Raw genomic sequence first — 20,007 nt, 5'->3', positions numbered from 1 at the left:
GTTATGGATGGATAACTCAATGCCAACAGGTGGATTAATAAGCAGAGCTCAGCTCGCTGACCATCGCCAATAAAAGACCCCGCCGCAGCGGGGTCATGGCAGAGTTAGTCGAGTTTGAGATCGACCCACACCATGCGGTGATCCGAACTGACTCCCTTGGCGATGCCGAGTTTCGCATCATAGACCAGGTGATAACCGGCCTCGAAGCTGGCAGGCCAGAAGACGCCGCTTTTGACCGCGTTGAGGTTGGCGGAGGGGATGACGTGATCCAGCTGCAGCACGCTGGAGTTGGTGATCCGTTCCGGGTTGGGGCGATTGAGGTTGCGTTTGCAGTCGGCCCCCTTGCTGACACACTCCGGGCCCCCTTCGCTGACCGGGATCAGGGTGCCATTGGTGATGGCCTGATTCATCAGCGGGTTGTTTAGCAGATCCTGAATGGCAGTCAGGTCACCGTCACCAGTGAGCGGATCGGCGTTGAGATCGCCGGCGATGACGAACTTGGCGTTTTTGGCCAGCCCACCCTTGGTGCCCTTGTCATCGGTCATGTAGTTGAGACCCTTGACGTAGTCATTCCAGAAGGCGATCTCGGCGCGGTTGTGCTTGACGGTGTGGCGCGCCGCGTTGGCAAAGATCGGCGGGGTTGGGTGGGAGATCAGGAAGTGGATCACCTCTTCCCCCTTCTCGGTTTTTATCCGCACCGGCACATCAGCGTGGTTCTTGGAGGAGAGCGGGTACTGCTGCCAGGCCGCGTCTTCATACCAGGCATCGCCACACTGGCGGCTGGCCGGGATCTTGACCTTGGGATTGTTGCAGTCATCGATGATGGGATTCTGCTCGCCCGGCATATCCTTCCACTTGAAGTGCTGGAAGGTGCGGATCTGCTTGGTGTCGATGGGGTATTTGGACATCACCGCAAAGGCGTACTGGCCGTGGTAGTTGCCAAAGCCCCAGGCATCGTCGGGGCCGCTGTTGACCTTGCCATCCAGATTGAGGTCATAACCGCTCATCAGACCGGTGTTGGTGGCGAAATTCTGCATCACCGGATAGCTGATGGCCGTCACCTCTGCGTGCTGGGCGTGGGCCAGATAGTTGTCGTTGAAGGCTTTCAGATCGGCGGTGCTCTCGCCTTTGCCGTCGTTGTCGAACTCGTTGAGCAGGAACACATCCGGGCGGGTGCGCTGGATGATCTCCGCCACGTTGCGGATCTGCTGCACGTTCTTGGCTTTGGTTTCCGTGGCGCCGCTCAGGCTCCCTTCGGCGAGGCGGGCCAGCAGGGCATCCTGCTCGGTGCGGGTCAGCGCCAGCTCGCCAGTCAGCATACCGGCGGCAGAGCGATCAAAAGCGACATTAAACGTGGCAAAGCGAATCATGGTGACACCTGCGTCGGTTAACAGGCTGCCATTATAGGGTTGCAGTGGTTCGATCGAGCATCTCGCATCAGAAAGAATGACTACACCACCATCGGCAGGCCGCTCTCGGGGTGGTGGATCACCTGTGCCGGATAGTCATAGAGACGGGCAATCAGCTCGGGGGTGAGCACCTCGGCAGGTGTGCCATCGGCCATCAGCTTGCCCCGTTCCAGCATCACCAGCCGATCGGCATAGCGCGCCGCCAGATTGAGGTCGTGCAGCACCACCAGCACAGCTGTATTGCGGCTGGCCAGGGCGCGCGCCATGGTGAGCAGCTGATGCTGGTATTTCAGATCCAGCGCCGAGGTGGGTTCGTCGAGCAGCAGCAAGCGGGGTTGCTCGGCCTGCTCGGTCGGGGAGGGGGCCTGCCAAATCTGCGCCAGCACCCGGGCAAACTGCACCCTCTGCCGCTCGCCGCCGGAGAGCCCGGGATAGAGCCGTTTGGCCAGATGCTCGACCCCGGCATGGGTCATGGCCGCCGCCACAATCTCGTCACGCCGCGCCGCCGGTTCACTGTGGGGCAAGCGCCCCATGGCGACCACTTCCTCACAGAGAAAGGGGAAGTTGAGGGAGGAGCTTTGCGGCAATACCCCGAGCCGGTGGGCAAGCTGGCTGCTGTCCCACTGCTGGCGATCCGCGCCAAACAGGGTGATGGCGCCCTCATATTCCAGCTCGCCGGTCAGACACTTGAGCAGCGAGCTCTTACCCGCCCCGTTGGGGCCGAGCAGCGCGGTGAGGGTGCCGCTCTCGAGACTAAGATCGAGCCCATCCAGGATCTGGCGCTGGCCACGGCGCAGGCTGAGTCGGGTGCAGCTCAACATGGGGGAGGAGAGTGAGGATGAGAGTGGTTGCATAACAGTCCGTATCACAGGGCGCGGCGGCCTTTTACCAGCAGCCAGATGAAGAAGGGGGCGCCGAGCAGGGCGGTAATGATGCCCACCGGCAGCTCGGCCGGGGCCAGCAGGGTGCGTGCCAGCATGTCGGCCGCCAGCAGCAGGGCGGCGCCAAGCAGGGCCGAGAGCGGCAGCAACCTGACATGGTTGGGGCCTGCCAGCAGGCGCACCAGATGGGGTACTACCAGCCCGACGAAGCCGATCATCCCCGATACCGCCACCGCCACCCCGACGCCCGCGGCGGTGAGCAGAATCAGACGACGTTTGAGGGATTGCACATTGACCCCCAGATGACGAGCCTCCCCTTCACCCAGCAGCAGGGCATTGAGGGGATTGGCATCGCGCATAAAGAGCCACAGCAGGGCCGCCAGGGTGAGCAGGGCCAGCGCCACATCGGCCGGTTTGCCTGCCGCCAGCGTTCCCATCTGCCACAGGCTCAGGTTGCGCAGCATCTGATCGTCCGCCAGATAGGTGAGCAGGCCGATCACTGCACCGGAGAGCGCCGTGATGGCGACCCCGGCCAGCAGCATGACAGTGACCGAGGTGCCCCCCTCACGGGTGCCGAGCAGATAGACCAGGGTGGTGGTGAGCGCGCCGCCGAGAAAGGCGAGCAGCGGCAGCAGACCAACCCCTATGGTGGCTTGCAGCTGCTGGCCGAGGGGGGCCAGCAGCACGATGGCGAGCGCCGCGCCGAGCGCCGCACCGCCGGAGACACCTATGATGCCTGGGTCAGCCAGGGGGTTGCGAAACAGCCCCTGCATCACTGCGCCACATAGCCCGAGGATCCCCCCCACTGCGATGCAGAGCAGGGTACGAGGCAGGCGAATTTCCTGCACGATCAGCAGTTTGTGCGACTCAATCCCGCTCTCCTGCCCGGCAAACAGCGCCCGCAGACTCTCGCCCAGGGTGAGGGTCATGGGACCGGTTGCCAGCGAACCGAGCAGCAACAGCGCCAGTGCGGCCGTGGTGAAGGCCAGCAGCCAGGAGAGGGGCAAGCGCATCATGACCCCTGCTTGATCCATTGGGCGATCTGGTTCGCCTGTTGCAGGGAGTTGAGGCTCAGGCCCCCTTGCAGGGCGTGGCCGTCGATGGCGTGAATGGCGTTACGCTTGCCAGCCGGGGTGGCGGCCAGGGCAGGCACTTCAGCCAGCACTTTGGCCGGATCGGCATACTGCTGCCAGTCACGACCGCTGACCAGCACCAGATCGGGCTGCATCTCGATGAGGGATTCGGCGGATACCGGCTTGTAGTTGCGCAATTCGGCGACCGGATTGATGCCGCCCGCCAGCGAGATCAGCGCGCTGGCCGTGGTGTCCCCCCCGGCGATGCTGGTGGGTTGCCCCTTGTGCAGCAGCAGGAAGGCGACCTTGAGCGGTTTGTTCTGTTTGGCTTGCACCGCCAGCTGATCGGTCTGGGCCTGGATCTCTGCCTTCAGGCGATCGCCAGCTGCTTTATCGCCCAGCAGGCTGGAGAGGGTGTCGATACGCTGGTTGAGGTTGGCGAGAGTCGGCGCGGTATCCAGCACCTCCACCTTGACCCCGGCACGACGCAGCTGATCCAGGGTCGGGGCCGGGCCCATCTCGTCGCTGCCCACCAGTCGGGTGGGGGAGAGGCTCAGGATCCCTTCGGCGGCCAGCGCCCGGTGATAACCCACCTTGGGCAACCCTTTGGGCAAGGGGCTGCTGACATCGGTGGCGATCAGGCTCGATTCACCGCCAAGGGCCAGAATGAGTTCTGTGGTGGCCGGGCCGATACTGACGATACGCTCTTTCTGGCCGTCGGTGGCAACGGCAGAGAAGGGGGACAGTGAACTGCAGAGCAGGGTGATGGCGAGGGCAAGACGACGGCCCATGCTAACCTCCGAAGGGGTGAATGAAACGGGTGTGCCGCCGAGAATATCAAGGCTTTGGAAAAAATGCACTGATAATGATAGCAATTATCAATTGCATTGATTCCGGTGCTTTATTAGAGTAGCCGCCATGATAAACAGCGGGACAACATGGTCCCGCAAAGGGAGAAAACATGAGCATTGCACAACGCATTCACGCGCTGCTGGAGCAGGATCCCGGCGCTCATCCGTCCACCCTGGCGGCCCAGCTTGCCATCAGCGAATGGGAGGTGGTTCGCCATCTGCCCGCCGAGCTGGTGACCCTGCTGCCCGCCGATCGCGCACAAGGTCTGCTGGAAGATCTGGCCGACTGGGGCCCGGTGACCACCATCGTCGAATCAGAAGGTTCCATCTTCGAGGTAAAAGCCCCCTTCCCGAAAGGCAAGGACGCACGCGGTTACTACAACCTGATGGGCCGCGACGGTGAGCTGCATGGTCATCTCAAGCTCGACAACGTGGCGGGGATTGCGCTGGTCAGCAAGCTGTTCATGGGCAAGGAGGGGCACTCCTTCCAGTTCTTCGGTCACTCCGGCCGCTGCATTTTCAAGGTCTATCTGGGTCGCGACGAGAAACGCCAGCTGCTGGCCGATCAGGTCACCCGTTTCATGGCGCTGCGCCACAACTCTCAAGAGGAAGTCAAAGCATGAGTGAACGTCAGGAGCGTCTGCAGAACCGCCTGCAACCGGAGATCCGCGAGTTTCGCGACAGCTGCCGCACCCTGCAGCTCGCCACAGTCGATGGCGAAGGCAACCCCAACGCCAGCTATGCCCCGTTCGTGCTGCAGGAAGATGGCTACTATGTGCTGATCTCCGAGATCGCTCGCCATGCCCGCAATCTGCAACAGGTGCCCCGGGTATCCCTGATGCTGATCGAGGATGAGAGCGGTGCCCGCGAGCTGTTTGCCCGCAAGCGCCTGACCTTCGATGCGGTGGCTGAAGTGGTGGCCCGTGACGACGCCCGCTGGAGCAAGGCGGTGGCGGCGCTGGAGGGGCGTTTTGGCGAGATCATCAAGGGTCTCTCCAACCTCAAGGATTTCAAACTGTTCCGCCTCAAACCGGAACAGGGGCTGTTCGTCAAGGGCTTCGGACAGGCGTTCGCGGTTTCCGGTGACGAGCTGGTGGATTTCGTCCATCTGGTGGAAGGGCACAAGCGCATCGACAACGGTGCCGAGCTAACCAGCCCGGCCGATGCGCCGGTCTGATAATCTCTGTCGACCACTACAGCCGTCATAACAAAACGGGCAGCCAATTGGCTGCCCGTTTTTATTGCGTTATCTCATCCGCCAGTTCAATCCTGCCAGGAGGCCTTGTTGGGAAAAGCGCGACGATCAGCGTCGGTGGCAGTTTCGTTGCACTCTCCCCGCACCTTCCAGGAGGTCTGGCTCAGCACTATGTAGCCCTGGCGGCAATACTGCTTGGTCGCCAGGGTCTCGGTCAGCAGGTTCTCCTGTAACGCCTCCCGCTGCTCCAGCAGCCGCTGGCTCTGGGCTGCCGATAGGCCGCGCGGCAAGGTGTCGTTGGGCGCGGCTTCAAAGGTGAAGCGCTTGCTCCCCTCCTCGTTGATGTGGGTCAGAAACAGGGGCTCCGGCCCGTCATACTTCTGTCCGGGCAAGCTGGAGCAGGCCGACAGCAGGGGAACAATCAACAACAGGGTGGCAGACAACAGGCGCACGACAGACTCCAGTGAGAAACGAAGCGAGGCTCGCAGATTAGCACGGCTGCAGGGCGGGTGTTACTGCCAGCAGCTCGTCGGTGGTGAGCAGGGTCACACTGCGCCCCTCCGGCAGGCTGAGGTGGCGCCACATCCAGTGATGGTGCTCGGTGATCTGGGCCGCGCTCAGATGGGGGCGATCGGCGGTGGTGTGACCATCGCTCAACACCAGCACCTCGTACCCATGGGAGGCGGCACTGCGCACCGTGGTGTCGACGCAAAAATCGGTGGCGCAGCCACAGAGAATGAGTCGATCGACCGGTTGCTCGGCCAGCAGGAAAGCAAGCTCGGTATCGAGAAAGCTGTCACAGGCTGTCTTGCGTACCCGGCTCTCCCCCTTGGCCGGTTGCAGCGCACTGTGCAACTGCCAACCCGGGGTGCCCGGTTCCAGTTCGGTACCGGGGGGCGAGTCATGCTGGATATAGATGACCCGTCCCTGTTGCTGCCTGACATGGGCCGCAGCCCGATTGATATTGGCCAGCACCTGCTCCTGGCGGTAACGGGGCTCGTTGAACAAGCCTTGCTGCACATCGATGATCAGTAACACATCCATATTTTACCCGCCGTTTCCTTGAAGATTAGGGTTGCAGCCACTGGCTGCAGTCACGACTGCGGGATTGATGCAGCGCGCCCATATCTTGCTTCATCTCGTCACTGTTTTGCCAGCGCTTAGGCAGCGGCATGATGGTTACTTGCACATCGGCTGCGCGATCTGCAACAGAGGTCTCATCTGTACGGGGCACGACCAGCGCTACCTTGAGGGCAGGATTGCGGCTGGCGATGCGACTGGCGAGCCCAAGCCCCCCCTCGACGTGGAAATTGCCGGCGATATGCATGATCTGCTGGCCCGGGTGCTTGGCGAGATAATCCACCATGCTCTCGGCCATGGTGTCATCCCAACTGGTCTGGGCGGCGAAGCGGCGGGCGTTGCTGTCGGCATCGCCGTGGTGCATGGAAGCCATAAATTTCTGGCGATAGGGATCATCCCCCATCGTCAGTTGGCGGGCCAGCTGGCTGCGGCGCGACGCGGGCAGTTTGTCGAGCCACTCAGCCCCCTCCTGACCGACACAGCTCACCAGCGGCTTGGGGGCGTTGGCGGCGATCACCGGCATCTGGTGAGCCTTGGCAAACTCCACCAGCGGGCGGTAGTCGCTCGGATAGTTGGGCCAGGCGTTGCCTTCGCGGATCAAGGCCGCTTCACCAATCTGGTTCGCCAGATAGGCATCCAGCGTCTTCTGATCGGCGCGGCTGAACTGCTCCATGGAGAGGGCCAATGGCCGCCCGTGCTGCTGGCCTGCGGTGTAAAGCCCGCTCAGCAGGCGCGATTGCAACAGATGCACGGCGGGATGGCTGTGCAGCTCACCCACCAGAATGATGTCGGCGTCGGCAATGCGCGCGATTGCTTGCTCCAGCGTCAGGTCTGCGTCTCCCTCGCTGCTTAGCCGGTAGTCATAGAGCGTCTGCAACTGTGATGACTGGGTCGGTTGGGTGGGGGTGGCACAGGCTGCCAGCAGCAGCGGCAGGGCGAGCAGGGGAAGTCGTCTAATCATGGGATCTCACGGCTGATATGCCCGGATGCCGGTGCATCTCGGGGGGCTAATAGAGAATAAGGGCAACACAGGGCGACAGTGTAAAACCAATTTGGTTCAAAACAAATGAGAATGATTTCGTTTCTTGTTGATCTTTGTCGAGAGCCGGGTAATATGCGGCCTGTATGATAACAGTTCTCAATAAGGATTCGCTGTGACCCATCATAACGCACTCTCTCTGGTTGCCCTCGCCGTGGCGGCCGGTCTCTCCTCCCAGGTCTTTGCTGCCACCCAGAAGGCGGATGAAGTCGTGGTCGTCAGCGGCTCACGGATGGAGCAAAAACTGGAAGATGTCTCCGGCCCCATCTCGGTGATCACCGCCAAGCAGATTGAAGAGCAGGTCGTCACCAACGTCGCCGACCTGTTCCGCTACGAACCCGGTGTGACTGTGCTCGGCGGTCAGGGGGATGCGCAGACCTTTATCATCCGCGGCATGGGTGAAAACCGGGTCAAGGTGGTGCGCGACGGTGTGCGCCAGAACGATGCCTACAGCAAGGGCGGGGTTGGCCAGAGCTACTTCGATACCGACATGATCAAGCAGGTAGAAGTGGCCAAGGGGCCGGCGTCTGCCGCCTACGGCTCCGATGCGCTGGGTGGCGTGATTGCCATCACCACCAAGGATGCCAACGACTTCCTCAAGGGCAAGGATAGTTATCTGGATGTGACCAGCGGTTACGCCTCCAGCAGCCACCAGAAGATGGCGGGCTTTACCGGCGCCTTGCGCACTGGTGAAGTGGAGAACCTGCTGCGCTACACCTGGCGCGATGGCGGTGTGACCCAGAATTTCGACTCCACCAAGAACGACTTCGATATCGGTACCCACGCCCTGCTGCTCAAGAGCAAGTGGAACCTCTCCGATGAGCAGTTCCTCAAGCTGACCGTTGACTACCTGACCGATGGCGAGGAGCCGGATGCGGTCAAGCTCAACAAGGTCGGTACTGGCACCGCCCGTGTCTTTGATCAGCCCATCACCGACAAGCAGACCGACAACCTCTCTGTGGTGCTGGATCACGGCATCGCGTTGAATCAAGGCTGGGCCGACCGGATTGATAGCAAGGTCTACTTTGCCCGCACCAAGCAGACGCTGGATCAGTACGCCTCATCCAAGTATCCGGTTAACCCGCGTAACCGCTATGTGTTCAAAAATTCGCTGGATCACAACGTGTTCGATCAGAAGAACATCGGCGCCCAGTTGCAGTTCCATAAGGCAGTCGCCAACCATCGTCTGGCCTGGGGTGCTGAGTACGAGCATACCGACAACGAACGTACCCGTTACAAAGGGCCTACGACTCCCGGTGATTTTGTCGGCTACAACGAGCTGAGCTTCCCGGCTACCACCAGCGAGCGCAGTGCCCTGTGGGCCTTTGACGAGATCAAGTTTGGCGAGCGCTGGGTGCTGACCCCGGGGGCCCGTTATGACTACTACCGGATGACTCCGGACAACGACCCTGCTTACACAGGCGACAAGCTGCACAAGTTCTCCGAAGGGGAGCTGTCACCCAAGCTGGGTCTGGTGTTCAAGGCCCATGAGGCGGCCAACCTGTTCGCCCAGTACAGCCACGGCTTCAAGACCCCCATGTATGACAGCGCCTTCTCCACCCTGAACCATCAGGCTTACAACTATCGTATCGAGCCCAACCCTAACCTCAACCCGGAGAGCAGCGATGGCATCGATCTTGGTGTACGTGGCAGCCACAATGGCTTCAGCTATGAAGTGGCCAGCTTCTACAACAAGTTTGACGATTTCATCAGCTTTGTTGCTGTTGGTAAGGAAGGAGTCACCTCTGTTTATCAATATCAAAATTTGAGTAAGGTTACGACTAAAGGGATCGAGGCCAAGGCGGATTACTGGTTCAATGACATTGTCAATATCTGGGGGAACTTGGCATATATCGATGGTAAAGATGGTAACGGTAATTATATCAATGAATTAAGCCCATTGAGTGGCAGTGTCGGTGTCCGTCTGGAGCAAGAAAAATGGAACTTCAATACAGCACTGCGCTTTGCCGACGACATGGGCAAGGTCGGCAAGGATGCGAACGGCAAGGAGTATGAGAAGGCGGCTGGTTGGGGAGTGGTGGATATGTACGCCCAGTTCAACCCGATGACCGACCTGCAGCTCAACGTCGGGGTCTTCAACCTGTTTGACAAGGAGTACACCAGCTACGAGCGCATCGCCGGTCGTGCCGAGGGCTCCGATAACAGCATGATGACCGAACCGGGCCGCAACCTGAGTGCACGGGTCAAATACGTATTCTAAAGAGCAAACAACAGACGCAGATGATCAAAGGGGCTTCGGCCCCTTTTTTGTCGCCGCCATGTTGTGACGATGGCGCAGAGCAGATGTTTGCCTAAAAAAGAAACCCGCCATGGGCGGGTGGAAGGATTGCAACACTAACCAGGAGGAGGTGTTACCAAGTAGACCCCACCTCTTCGGTAATAGTTCAATTTTATTGAAGTTTTTTCGTTTTCTGCGCAGGGTTTCCATCGGGATCTGCGGGGGCGGATGGGTTATTATTCTGCTCCCGTCATCCGGTTGCAGAGGATCTATGCCCGCGTTTTCCTGGTTAGCGCTCTTTTTCGGCGCCTTCTATTTTGTCTACGGTGCTTACTTGCCGTTCTGGTCGCTCTGGCTGGAGGGGGTGGGCGTCAGCGCCGAGATGATTGGTCTCCTGCTGGGGGCGGGGATGGCGATCCGCTTTGCTGGCAACCTGATGGTGATGGGGCAGATCAAGGGGGCGGGCCATCTGCTGCCGGTTACCCGGTTGCTCTCCCTGCTCAGTCTGCTGGCGTTTCTCGGCTTCTATCTCAGTCATAACCTCTGGTGGCTGGTGGGCTTGACCCTGCTGGCGAACTTTATCTATCCGACCCTGATGCCGGTAGGTGAGGCGCTGGCGACCCGCATGGTGGTGCAGGCCCATCTCGATTACGGCAAGGTGCGGCTGTGCGGCTCCTTTGCCTTTATCGTCGCCTCTACCCTGGTGGGGGCGCTGGTGGGCAACTTCGGTAGTGACTGGATTTTGCACACCATGGTGGCGGGGCTGGTGCTGATGCTGCTGCTCAGCTGGCTGCCGCTCTATCCGGCGCCACAGGATAGTCAGGGCGAGCGCGCCAAGGCGTCCTTGCTGGCAACCCTGCGCAGCGCGCCGGTGCGTCGCTTCCTGCTGCTGACCGCTCTGCTGCAGGGGAGCCACGCCGCCTATTACGGTTTCAGTGCCATCTACTGGAAGGCGCAAGGATATAGCGGCACCATCATCGGCTATCTCTGGGCGCTCGGGGTGGTGGCCGAGATCTGCATGTTTGCCGCCGACAAGCGCTTCTTGCAACGCTTTGGCGCCCAGAGTCTCTTTATTGCCGGTGCCATCGGTTGTGTGGTGCGCTGGGTATTGCTGGGTGCCTCGACCGAGTTGTGGGTACTGGTGCTGGGGCAATTGCTCCACTCGGTGACGTTTGGCATGAGCCATCTGGGGGCGGTGCGCTTCATGACTCGCCAGCTGCCCGCCGAGCAGTTGATCCCGACCCAGGCGCTCTATGCGGCCCTTGGCCTCGGCATGACGGTGGCGGCCCTGATGGCTGTCTGTGGCGTGCTGTTCGAGCCTCTCGGCGGCGGCATCTTCTTCCTGATGGTGCTGGTGGTCTTGCCGGTCTTCTTCCTGCGGCTGCGCCCCTTTGCGCCGTCTGCGCAGGGGAGGGCTCCGGCCTGAGAAATGCACATCTGAACAGGGAGAGCCACGGCTCTCCCTTTTTCGTTGCTGCGGTTTGTGGCGTTACTGCTGCTCGCCAAGATAGAGGCGGCTGAGACGACGCCAGGTGTCCGAGCCGATGGTGCCTGCAAGCAGCTCATTGGATGCTGCATCAAAGCGGCCATCCGGCAGCCAGCCCAGCTGGGGCAGTAGTTGCGCCAGCGTCACGTCATTGTGTTGCAGCTCCCGATCCAGCGCTTCCCAGAAGGCGCTCCCCTTGACGTAAAAGAGCGGGTAGTAGGAGCGATCGCCAGCCATCACCTCGCGAGCCGCCCGATAGAGACCACTCTCGCTATGGGGCAGCTGTTTGCCCCGCTCGGCCAGCTCGTTGACCGCCGTGACCTGATGCAGCCGAAAGCGGCGCAGCGCCTTGATGGCGAGGTACTCGGCGAGGCTTTCGTTGACCCAGGTGGGCTGTGGAGCTGCGCGGCGAGCGCTGAGGATATGCACCGCCTCGTGGGCCGAGGTGCGCAGCAGGCGCAAGGGGGCCTGTGGCGTCGGTTTGCCAGCCTCGGTGGGGTAGTTGGCGACAAACACCTGATCTCCGGCGGCGCCGCCGAGGGAGCGGGTCGCCACATCCCGACCCAGCCACACCAGTTGCCACGGGTGAGTGGGGGGATCCACGTCGAGCTGGAAGGCCAGATAGTCGACGATCTCATTCAGTTGCTGCTGCAAGGCCGGCAGATCGAGCTGATTGGCGGTCTCGTCATGGCTCAGCACCAGCCGTGGATCCGGCTTGGTGACGGGCACTGTGTCCAGACCAAATGACAGGATCAGCGGCGGCTGGTTGACATCCGGCAGTGGTTGGCAGTTGCCATCCGGTAGACAAACCTTTCCTTGGCGGCTCCCCATCTGGCGCACAAAGTTACCCCACTCGGTCAATAGCCACTGGTTGGGAGCAAACAGAAGCGACTGTTGGGCCGAGGCATCAGCACCCTCTGCCGGAGCCGGTGTGAGCGTGATCTGCCAGCCGATCTCCTTGCAAGAGAAGGGCTGGTTGAGGGCAACCGGCTGGTTGTCTGCAAGGCAGACCAGCGCGGGGGAAACCGGCGCGGCACTGCCCGGCAACTGGCGGGCGGGGAGCAGGGTAAAAGGGGGCTTGCCCTGCATGGTGAGGCGCACTTGCAGCACATTGGCGCTGGCGCCCTGCTCGATATGGTAGCGGGGGCCGTTCGCGTCATTGCCAGCGCAGGCCCACAGCGGCAGCAGCCACAGGGCAAACAGGGTGATATGACGACTCATAAGAGGGTTAGCGCTCCTGCTCGTAGCCCAGCAGATCGCCGGGCTGGCATTTGAGTTCACGGCAGATGGCCTCCAGAGTGGAGAAGCGCACCGCCTTGGCGTGGCCATTCTTGAGGATCGAGAGGTTGGCCTCGGTGATGTCGATGCGCTGGGCCAGCTCGCGGGCGGTCATTTTGCGCTCGGCCAGCAGGGCATCGAGTCGGATGATAATGGGCATACGTTCCTCACACCGTCAGTTGCTGTTCATCGGCCAGCAGTTTGGCCTCGCGCATGACCAGTGCCAGCGCCAGTACGATCAGTCCCGCCAGCAGTACCCGGAAATCGGAGGTACTCAGCGCTATGGTACCGAGTACTTCCGGGCCTCTAATGGTGAGCACCGTATCCAGCAAGGGGGTCAGGATCAATTCGACCAGGAAGGTTGTACAGAGCAGCACTCCGATCTGCCGATAGCGGCGGATCTGCTCGAAGGTGAAGAGCAGACCGGCGCGGTAGCCACGAAACAGCTGGCGCAGTTGCCAGAGCATCATCATAAAGACCAGATCCGGCAACAGCTGCACCAGGGTGCCGAGCAGCCGGGTGGAGAAGTGAAGGGGATAGTCGGCAGGATTGATGCCGGGGCGGCTCAAGATGGTGTTGAGCTTCTCCTGCAGAAAATCGGCGCCACCGAAGGGGGTCCACACCTCCAGCAAGGTGATCAAAGGGGTCGCCAGCAGTGCCAGCAGCAGCAGCCATTCGATCAGCATGCTCGAGCGTTCGAGTTTGTTGGAGATCATCTCATTCCTCACTGTGATGGTTTTATCTGAAAGGTAAAGTTTATCGTTTATCAATATCCACATCGGCAATGTTTATTGTTTTGCGATATACAGCCAAGATAAAACTTATTGAAAAACGATAATTTCAATCTGTCCGAAGGGGATGACTTTTGGCTGCAGCCTCTCTAGACTGGCGAGGTTGTATACAAAAACTCAACATGGACAAGGAGTTATCGATGCACCAGGGATGGCTGCTGATCGGATTGTCGCTCACCTATCTGGGGCTGCTGTTTCTGATCGCCTTCGTGGCAGACAAGCACAAACGGCACCGTCTCAAGGGGCAACCGCTGCTCTACAGCCTGTCGCTGGCAGTCTACTGCACCTCCTGGACCTTCTTCGGCACCGTGGGGCAGGCGAGTGAATCCCCCTGGTCGCCGGTGCCCATCTACCTTGGCCCCATGCTGGTCTTCCTTTTTGGCTGGCGGCTGCTGGCCCGCCTTATTCTGGTGGCCAAGCGCGAGCACATCACCTCCATCGCCGACTTTATCGCCGCTCGTTACGGCAAATCCCAGCGGCTCGCCATGGTGATCGCCCTCATCGCCATCATGGGGATCCTCCCTTATCTGGTGTTGCAGCTCAAAGCCATCGTCACCGGGCTGGATCTGCTGATGGTCAACAGCGGCGGCATCAGTCCGACCAGCAATACCAGCGAGTTGGCGCTCGGGGTTACTCTGCTGCTGGCGCTGTTCAGCATCCTGTTCGGTACCCGCCATCTCGATGCCACCGAGCACCACAGGGGGATGGTGGTGGCCATCGCTTTCGAGTCGGTGGTCAAATTGCTGGCCTTTATCGCGGTGGGGGGCTTCGCCCTCTGGCTGATCTTGAGCAAACCCGGCGAAGCTCACGAGCAGGTGACCCGCGACTTCTTTGCGCAGGTGGTGGCGGTGAGCCCCGGCAACCTGCTGGAGCTTGCCATCTACACGGTGCTGGCTATGTGCGCCGTCATCTGCCTGCCGCGCCAGTTTCATGTGACTGTGGTGGAGAACAATCAGGGGCAGGATCTGCACTGGGCGCGCTGGATCTTCCCGCTCTACCTGTTTGTGATGGGGCTCTTCATCTGGCCGCTGGCACTGGCGGGCAAACAGTGGGTGGGTGCCGATATGGCCTCCGACACCTATGTGATTAGTCTGCCGATGGCCCTCGGGTTTGATGGCATGGCGATGCTGGCGTTTCTCGGCGGCACCTCGGCGGCCACCGGCATGGTGATCGTCTGCACCATCGCGTTGGCGATCATGGTGAGCAACGATCTGGTGCTGCCGGTGCTGCTGCGCCGCTTCTGGCGGCAGGGGCGCGACGAGCGGCTGGTAAGGCTGCTGTTGCAGGTGCGCCGTGGCGCCATCCTGCTGATCTTGCTGGCGGCCTGGGGGCTCTACCTCTGGCTCGGCGATCTCACCAGCTTGTCGCGCATCGGCTATCTCTCCTTTGGTGCAGTGGCCCAGTTTGCACCGGCCCTGCTGCTCGGCCTCTACTGGCGTCACGGCAATCGCAAGGGGGTTTATCTCGGTCTCTTCCTTGGGGTGAGCCTCTGGTTCGTGACTCTGCTGGTGGAGAGCGGGCTGCTGGCCGGTTCACCGCTGGCCGAGCTGCTGGCGCCGCCGGACTGGCCCGCGTTTCGCGAGCTGAGTCTCGGGGCCTGGTGCATCTTCCTGAGCCTGCTCTTCAACCTGCTTGGCTATGTGGCCGGTTCCCTGCTCTCCCGTCCGGCGGTGAGCGAGCGGCTGCAGGCCGCGAACTTTGTCGGCAAGCCGAGCCGCGATACCGCCGCCCTCTATCAGGCGCGGGTCTCGGTCAAGGAGCTGGAGATGCTGGCGGCCCGCTTCGTCGGTTCAAGCCGGGTCAAACGCGCCTTTGGTCGTTTCGCCGGTGAGCGGGGCGGCACCCTGGCGCCCCAGATGCAGGCTTCGGCCGAACTGATTGCCCACACCGAGCGGCTGCTGGCGGGGGTATTTGGCACTTCGTCGGCGCGGCTGGTGCTCGCCTCTGCCCTGCAGGGGCGCAACATGCAGCTCGAGGAGATCGCCACCATAGTCGATGAGGCCTCCGACGTGTTTCGCTTCAACCGCGGCCTGCTGCAGGGGGCGATCGAGCATATCGGGCAGGGGATATCGGTGGTGGACAGGGAACTTCGGCTGGTGGCCTGGAACCGCCGTTACATCGAGCTGTTCCACTATCCGCCGGGGCTTATTCAGGCAGGGCGCCCCATTGAGGAGATCATCCGCTACAACGCCCAGCAGGGACTCTGTGGCCCCGGTGATATCGAGGATCACGTGGCGCGGCGGGTTGCCTTTATGAAGCGCGGCAGCGCCCATATCTCGGCGCGGGAGCGCCCGGACGGGCGGGTGATCGAGATGCAGGGCAACCCCATGCCCGCCGGTGGTTTTGTCATGACCTTTACCGACATCACTCCGTTTCGCGATGCGGAGCGGGTGCTGCGCGAAGCGAACGAGCATCTGGAGGCTCGGGTGGCCGAGCGCACCCGCGAGCTCTCCGAACTCAACCGCCAGCTGCTGCTGGTGAACCAGCAGGTGGAGCGGGCCAATCAATCCAAGAGCCGTTTTCTGGCGGCGGTCAGCCACGATCTGACACAGCCCCTCAATGCGGCCAAGCTCTTTACCTCCTCCCTGCTGGAGATGTTGCCCGATGCTGGCGAGCAGGCGCGCATCGCCCGCCATATCGACGATGCGCTGGGGGCGACCGAGGATCTCATCACCGATCTGCTCGATATCTCGCGGCTCGAAGCGGGCAAGTTCAAGGCCAAGAAGCTCGACTTTGCCCTGCGCGATCTGCTCGACAACCTCAAGGCGGAGTTTGGCGTGCTGGCGCAGGCGGGGGGGATCCACTTCTCGGTGGTGGAGAGCAAGCATGCGGTACACAGCGATGTGCGGCTGCTGCGTCGGGTACTGCAGAACTTCCTCACCAATGCGTTTCGCTACAACCCGGGCGGCCGGGTGCTGCTTGGTTGCCGCCGGATGGGGGAGAAGATCCGTATCGAGGTATGGGACAACGGCCCCGGCATCCCGCAAGACAAGCAGGAGGCGATCTTCGACGAGTTTTCCCGCCTCGATCACTCCCGCACCGCCAAGGAGCAGGGGCTGGGTCTGGGGCTTGCCATCGCCCGCGGCATCTCGCAGGTGCTCGGTCATCAGCTCACATTACAAAGCTGGCCGGGCAAGGGGTCGGTCTTTGCGGTGACCCTCAATCTGGCGACCCGGCCGGTCACGGCCCATCAGCTGGCAGCGCCGGTGGCGCGCGACAGCCAGCTGGAGGGGGTAGCCGTGCTCTGCATCGACAATGAGCGGGACATTCTGACCGCCATGAGCACCCTGCTCGGCCGCTGGGGCTGCGAGGTGCGCTGCGCCGTCGATCTGGCCGAAGCCGAGGCGCTGATAGCAGATGGGTTTGTGCCACGGCTAGTGCTCTCCGATTACCACCTCGACGATGGCAAGACCGGGTTGGAGGCGCTCGCTGTCCTGCAACGGGTGTGTGGCGACGAGCTGGGAGGCATCATCATCAGTGCCGATCGCAAGAGCGAGTTGCAGGCGCAGATCCGCGAGCGGGGGTATGGCTACATCAGCAAACCGGTCAAACCACTCAAACTGCGCGCCCTGATGAACAGTCTGCTGCTGCGCTAGCCGCATCCGGGGCGGCTAGCCGTGAACCGGCTCACAAAACCGCGCAATGATCCTGTGGCCCGTGGTCATGGATGAATGCCGAAAACAGAGATTTATTGGCGAAGATCTCTTCATCTTCCTGCGCAATCGCCGCCAGTTACAGTATTGGCTTGCCACTGTCGTTGAACGCCGACAGTGGCAGACCGGATTGGCTCACTCTATAGTCGGGATGCGATTTTTTGCATCGCAAATGAAGTAACCGAAGGGCAAACCGATCGCAAGATCGGGACGCAAAGCTTCCGGTCCAGGGATGAGCCGTACTTGAGATAGCGGGGCCACCACAGGTTGTTGTGCACCTTTGCCAAGAGGCCGCACTGCCGTCTGCGTTACCTGTCAGGGCGTAGCCCTTTTCGTTGCCAACATAACGAAATAGGGAAATATAAAAAATGCTAAGTCCAAAGCCTACCATGCTGGCCCTCGCGGTCGGTCTGTGCTGCGCCTCGTCCGCTTATGCTGCGGCGCCCGGCAAGCCCACCATCGGATGGGGCCCCACCAAGTTTTCCATCGTTGAAGTCGATCAGGCGGCCACTGCCTACAACAATCTGGTCAAGGTAAAGGATGCCGCCGATGTGGAGGTGAACTGGAACCTCTGGAGCGGCGATCTGGGCCAGAGTGCCAAGGTGCTGCTCAATGGTCAGGAGGTGTGGTCCGGCCCCTCGACCGCAGCGGGCAGCGCCAAATTCAAGGTGAAGAAAGGGGGGCGCTACCAGATGCAGGTGGCGTTGTGCAACGCCGATGGCTGTACCCTCTCTGATGCCAAGGAGATCGTGGTCGCCGATACCGACGGCAGCCATCTGGCGCCACTCAAGGCGCCGCTGCAGGAGAACAACAAGCCCTACGCCAACAAGTCCGGCAAGGTGGTGGGGACTTACTATGTGGAGTGGGGCGTCTATGGCCGCAAGTTTACGGTCGACAAGATCCCGGCCCAGAACCTGACCCATATCCTCTATGGTTTCACCCCCATCTGCGGCGGGGATGGCCTCAACGACAGCCTCAAGGAGATCGAAGGGAGCTTCCAGGCGCTGCAGCGGGCGTGTGCCGGTCGCGCCGACTTCAAGGTGGCGATGCACGATCCCTGGGCCGCCATCCAGATGCCGCAAGGCAGCCTCACTGCCCATGACGAGCCCTACAAGGGCAACTTTGGCGCCCTGATGGCGCTCAAGCAGGCCTATCCGAACCTCAAGATCCTCCCCTCGGTCGGCGGCTGGACCCTCTCCGATCCCTTCTATTTCCTCGGTGACAAAACCAAGCGCGATGTGTTCGTCGGCTCGGTGAAAGAGTTCCTGCAGACCTGGAAGTTCTTCGATGGTGTGGATATCGACTGGGAGTACCCGGGCGGACAGGGCGCCAACCCGAAACTGGGCAGCCCGAGTGATGGTGCCACCTATGTGGCCCTGATGAAGGAGCTGCGGGCCATGCTCGACGAGCTGGAGGCCGAGACCGGTCGCCAGTATGAGCTCACTTCCGCCATTGGTGCGGGGGGCGACAAGATCCAGGATGTGGACTACAAGGCGGCCCAGCCCTACATGGACCACATCTTCATGATGACCTACGACTACAACGGTGCCTGGAGCAACACCGAGCTGGGCCACCAGACCAACCTTTATGCGGCGAGCTGGGATCCCGCTACCAAGTACACCACCGACAAGGCGGTGAATCAGCTGCTGGCGCAGGGGGTTGAACCGGGCAAGCTGGTGGTCGGGGCCGCCATGTATGGCCGTGGCTGGACCGGGGTGAGCGGTTATCAGGGCAACAACCCCTTCACCGGCAAGGCGACCGGCAAGGTGAAAGGCACCTGGGAGGACGGGGTGGTGGATTACCGCGACATCGTCAACAACCGGATGGGGGCGGGCTGGGAGAAGGGCTACGACGAAGTGGCCGAGGCGCCCTATCTGTTCAAGGCGGCGACCGGCGATCTCATCACCTATGACAACGATCGCTCGGTCAAGGCCAAGGGGCAGTATGTGCTGGCCAACAAGCTCGGTGGCCTCTTCTCCTGGGAGATCGATGCCGACAACGGCGACATCCTCAACGCCATGCACGAGGGGTTGGGCCACGGCGAGGGGACGACTCCACCAGCCAACAAGCCGCCGCTGGCCAACGCGGGCAGTGACTTCAAGGTGACCGGCCCGACCGAGGTGACGCTGGATGGGTCGGCCTCCCACGATCCGGAAAACAGCGCGCTCAGCTACAGCTGGAAGCAGATCTCCGGCCCGCAGGCTGCCCTGCTCGATGCCACTCAGGCCAAGGCCCGCGTGGTGCTGGATGCTGTGACTGCCGACATCAATCTTGTGTTCGAGCTGACGGTGACCGATGACCAGCTGTTGAGTGCCAAGGATCAGGTGGTGGTGACCAACAAGGCGCCGCAGGCCAATCTGGCGCCGGTGGTGAGTGTACCTGCCACGGCCTCTGTGGAGGCGGGCAAGCAGGTGACCATCAAGGCGACCGCCTCTGATCCGAATGGTGATCCGTTGACCTATCAGTGGAGCGTGCCGGCAGGCATCACCGCAACGGGCCAGAACAGCGCCACCCTGGTGGTGACTGGCCCGAACGTCACCAGCGACACCGGCTATGACCTGAGCGTCACCGTCTCCGACGGCGGGCTGGATGCCAGCGCGGCAACCCGTCTGACGGTCAAACCGGCCAGCAGCGGCGGTGGTTGCACGGCGACCGATCCGGATGCGGCCAACTGGCCAGTCTGGAAAGCGGCCAGCACCTATAACAGCGGCGACAAGGTGAGCCACAACCAGCTGGTATGGCAGGCCAAGTACTGGACCCAGGGCAACGAGCCGAGCCGCACCGCGGATCAGTGGCTGCTGGTGAGCAAGGTGCAACTGGGTTGGGATGCCAATGTGGCCTACAACGGTGGCGAGCTCACCACCCATAACGGCCGTCAGTGGAAGGCGCAGTACTGGACCAGGGGCAATGAGCCCGGCAAACACGACGTCTGGCAGGATGTGGGAGTCGCCAGCTGTAAATAAGCATTGAATGGTGGCGGGGCATGCCGGTCATGCCCCATTTTTTCTCCCCGCTTCGCCACATTCTGGCGG

16 protein-coding genes and 1 riboswitch are annotated in these 20,007 nt (G+C 61.4%); of the genes, 6 read left to right on the top strand and 10 right to left on the bottom strand.

Going from position 1 to position 20,007, the window contains the following annotated elements; genetic code table 11:
- Positions 1-104 precede the first annotated feature (104 nt).
- The 4 genes from AB5Y97_RS18815 to AB5Y97_RS18800 all read right to left on the bottom strand — a co-directional run bounded on the left by AB5Y97_RS18815 (position 105) and on the right by AB5Y97_RS18800 (position 4,154).
- Positions 105-1,370: an endonuclease/exonuclease/phosphatase family protein gene (locus AB5Y97_RS18815; protein WP_368158736.1), complete on the bottom strand. Its 1,266-nt coding sequence runs from the start codon at positions 1,368-1,370 to the stop codon at positions 105-107.
- 80 nt (positions 1,371-1,450) lie between these two features.
- The gene (locus AB5Y97_RS18810) at positions 1,451-2,263 is read right to left on the bottom strand and encodes a heme ABC transporter ATP-binding protein (RefSeq protein WP_368158735.1); all 813 of its coding nucleotides are present in this window, start codon (positions 2,261-2,263) and stop codon (positions 1,451-1,453) included.
- 11 nt (positions 2,264-2,274) lie between these two features.
- Positions 2,275-3,306, bottom strand: coding sequence for an iron ABC transporter permease (locus AB5Y97_RS18805; protein ID WP_005335261.1), 1,032 nt, complete (start codon positions 3,304-3,306; stop codon positions 2,275-2,277).
- Positions 3,303-4,154 (bottom strand): hemin ABC transporter substrate-binding protein, encoded by an 852-nt coding sequence (locus AB5Y97_RS18800; RefSeq protein WP_368158733.1) that lies wholly within the window; start codon positions 4,152-4,154, stop codon positions 3,303-3,305. Before AB5Y97_RS18800 ends, AB5Y97_RS18805 begins: the two co-directional genes overlap by 4 nt.
- A gap of 170 nt (positions 4,155-4,324) precedes the next feature.
- Between AB5Y97_RS18800 and hutX the strand changes: the two genes are divergently transcribed.
- Both hutX and hutZ read left to right on the top strand, forming a co-directional pair.
- Positions 4,325-4,837, top strand: a complete 513-nt coding sequence (hutX, locus tag AB5Y97_RS18795; RefSeq protein ID WP_005362516.1) for a heme utilization cystosolic carrier protein HutX — start codon at positions 4,325-4,327, stop codon at positions 4,835-4,837.
- A complete protein-coding gene (gene hutZ / locus AB5Y97_RS18790) occupies positions 4,834-5,391 on the top strand; it encodes a heme utilization protein HutZ (protein ID WP_005335257.1) in 558 nt (185 codons plus the stop codon). Before hutX ends, hutZ begins: the two co-directional genes overlap by 4 nt.
- 86 nt (positions 5,392-5,477) lie before the next feature.
- On the opposite strand, the gene AB5Y97_RS18785 is transcribed toward hutZ, so the two are convergent.
- Genes AB5Y97_RS18785 through AB5Y97_RS18775 form a run of 3 tightly spaced genes read right to left on the bottom strand, consistent with a single transcriptional unit; the run spans position 5,478 to position 7,450 of the window.
- Entirely contained in the window at positions 5,478-5,861 is a 384-nt protein-coding gene (locus tag AB5Y97_RS18785) for a hypothetical protein (protein ID WP_005335256.1), read from the bottom strand.
- Positions 5,862-5,898: 37 nt separating this feature from the next.
- Positions 5,899-6,453: a cysteine hydrolase family protein gene (locus tag AB5Y97_RS18780; RefSeq protein ID WP_005348211.1), complete on the bottom strand. Its 555-nt coding sequence runs from the start codon at positions 6,451-6,453 to the stop codon at positions 5,899-5,901.
- Positions 6,454-6,478: 25 nt separating this feature from the next.
- On the bottom strand, positions 6,479-7,450 hold the full coding sequence (locus AB5Y97_RS18775) for a ChaN family lipoprotein (RefSeq protein WP_368158729.1): 972 nt from the start codon (positions 7,448-7,450) through the stop codon (positions 6,479-6,481).
- A 193-nt stretch (positions 7,451-7,643) separates the two neighbouring features.
- On the opposite strand from AB5Y97_RS18775, the gene AB5Y97_RS18770 reads away from it, so the two are divergent.
- On the top strand, positions 7,644-9,749 hold the full coding sequence (locus tag AB5Y97_RS18770) for a TonB-dependent hemoglobin/transferrin/lactoferrin family receptor (RefSeq protein WP_368158727.1): 2,106 nt from the start codon (positions 7,644-7,646) through the stop codon (positions 9,747-9,749).
- A 289-nt stretch (positions 9,750-10,038) separates the two neighbouring features.
- The gene (locus AB5Y97_RS18765; protein WP_368158725.1) at positions 10,039-11,193 is read left to right on the top strand and encodes a 3-phenylpropionate MFS transporter; all 1,155 of its coding nucleotides are present in this window, start codon (positions 10,039-10,041) and stop codon (positions 11,191-11,193) included.
- Positions 11,194-11,256: 63 nt separating this feature from the next.
- Here the strand turns inward: AB5Y97_RS18765 and AB5Y97_RS18760 are convergent, their stop codons facing one another.
- The 3 genes from AB5Y97_RS18760 to AB5Y97_RS18750 are packed head-to-tail and all read right to left on the bottom strand — an operon-like array spanning position 11,257 to position 13,247.
- Positions 11,257-12,474 carry a hypothetical protein gene (locus tag AB5Y97_RS18760; protein ID WP_368158723.1) on the bottom strand — a complete coding sequence of 406 codons (1,218 nt, stop codon included), beginning with the start codon at positions 12,472-12,474 and terminating at the stop codon, positions 11,257-11,259.
- A gap of 7 nt (positions 12,475-12,481) precedes the next feature.
- Positions 12,482-12,691, bottom strand: a complete 210-nt coding sequence (locus tag AB5Y97_RS18755) for a helix-turn-helix transcriptional regulator (RefSeq protein ID WP_005335250.1) — start codon at positions 12,689-12,691, stop codon at positions 12,482-12,484.
- Positions 12,692-12,698: 7 nt separating this feature from the next.
- The gene (locus tag AB5Y97_RS18750) at positions 12,699-13,247 is read right to left on the bottom strand and encodes a DUF2975 domain-containing protein (RefSeq protein WP_368158721.1); all 549 of its coding nucleotides are present in this window, start codon (positions 13,245-13,247) and stop codon (positions 12,699-12,701) included.
- Positions 13,248-13,462: 215 nt separating this feature from the next.
- Here AB5Y97_RS18750 and AB5Y97_RS18745 point away from each other — a divergent pair, with 215 nt between their 5' ends.
- On the top strand, positions 13,463-16,918 hold the full coding sequence (locus AB5Y97_RS18745) for a PAS domain-containing hybrid sensor histidine kinase/response regulator (RefSeq protein ID WP_201947561.1): 3,456 nt from the start codon (positions 13,463-13,465) through the stop codon (positions 16,916-16,918).
- Between the two features lie 234 nt (positions 16,919-17,152).
- Positions 17,153-17,240, top strand: a riboswitch (cyclic di-GMP riboswitch).
- A gap of 103 nt (positions 17,241-17,343) precedes the next feature.
- Complete coding sequence (locus AB5Y97_RS18740) at positions 17,344-19,938, top strand: glycosyl hydrolase family 18 protein (RefSeq protein WP_201947559.1); 2,595 nt, start codon at positions 17,344-17,346, stop codon at positions 19,936-19,938.
- Positions 19,939-20,007: the final 69 nt, after the last annotated feature.

It is taken from the genome of Aeromonas sp. R10-2 (assembly GCF_040908445.1).
Taxonomy (GTDB): Bacteria; Pseudomonadota; Gammaproteobacteria; order Enterobacterales; family Aeromonadaceae; genus Aeromonas; species Aeromonas veronii.
Note: the sequence above shows the minus strand (reverse complement) of the source record. Positions and strands in the feature narration are given on the sequence as shown.

Coding starts and splice junctions, on each gene's coding strand:
- AB5Y97_RS18815 (WP_368158736.1), bottom strand. CDS start 1,370: ATGATTCGCTTTGCCACGTTTAATGTCGCTTTTGATCGCTCTGCCGCC.
- AB5Y97_RS18810 (WP_368158735.1), bottom strand. CDS start 2,263: ATGCAACCACTCTCATCCTCACTCTCCTCCCCCATGTTGAGCTGCACC.
- AB5Y97_RS18805 (WP_005335261.1), bottom strand. CDS start 3,306: ATGATGCGCTTGCCCCTCTCCTGGCTGCTGGCCTTCACCACGGCCGCA.
- AB5Y97_RS18800 (WP_368158733.1), bottom strand. CDS start 4,154: ATGGGCCGTCGTCTTGCCCTCGCCATCACCCTGCTCTGCAGTTCACTG.
- hutX (WP_005362516.1), top strand. CDS start 4,325: ATGAGCATTGCACAACGCATTCACGCGCTGCTGGAGCAGGATCCCGGC.
- hutZ (WP_005335257.1), top strand. CDS start 4,834: ATGAGTGAACGTCAGGAGCGTCTGCAGAACCGCCTGCAACCGGAGATC.
- AB5Y97_RS18780 (WP_005348211.1), bottom strand. CDS start 6,453: ATGGATGTGTTACTGATCATCGATGTGCAGCAAGGCTTGTTCAACGAG.
- AB5Y97_RS18775 (WP_368158729.1), bottom strand. CDS start 7,450: ATGATTAGACGACTTCCCCTGCTCGCCCTGCCGCTGCTGCTGGCAGCC.
- AB5Y97_RS18765 (WP_368158725.1), top strand. CDS start 10,039: ATGCCCGCGTTTTCCTGGTTAGCGCTCTTTTTCGGCGCCTTCTATTTT.
- AB5Y97_RS18760 (WP_368158723.1), bottom strand. CDS start 12,474: ATGAGTCGTCATATCACCCTGTTTGCCCTGTGGCTGCTGCCGCTGTGG.
- AB5Y97_RS18755 (WP_005335250.1), bottom strand. CDS start 12,691: ATGCCCATTATCATCCGACTCGATGCCCTGCTGGCCGAGCGCAAAATG.
- AB5Y97_RS18750 (WP_368158721.1), bottom strand. CDS start 13,247: ATGATCTCCAACAAACTCGAACGCTCGAGCATGCTGATCGAATGGCTG.
- AB5Y97_RS18745 (WP_201947561.1), top strand. CDS start 13,463: ATGCACCAGGGATGGCTGCTGATCGGATTGTCGCTCACCTATCTGGGG.
- AB5Y97_RS18740 (WP_201947559.1), top strand. CDS start 17,344: ATGCTAAGTCCAAAGCCTACCATGCTGGCCCTCGCGGTCGGTCTGTGC.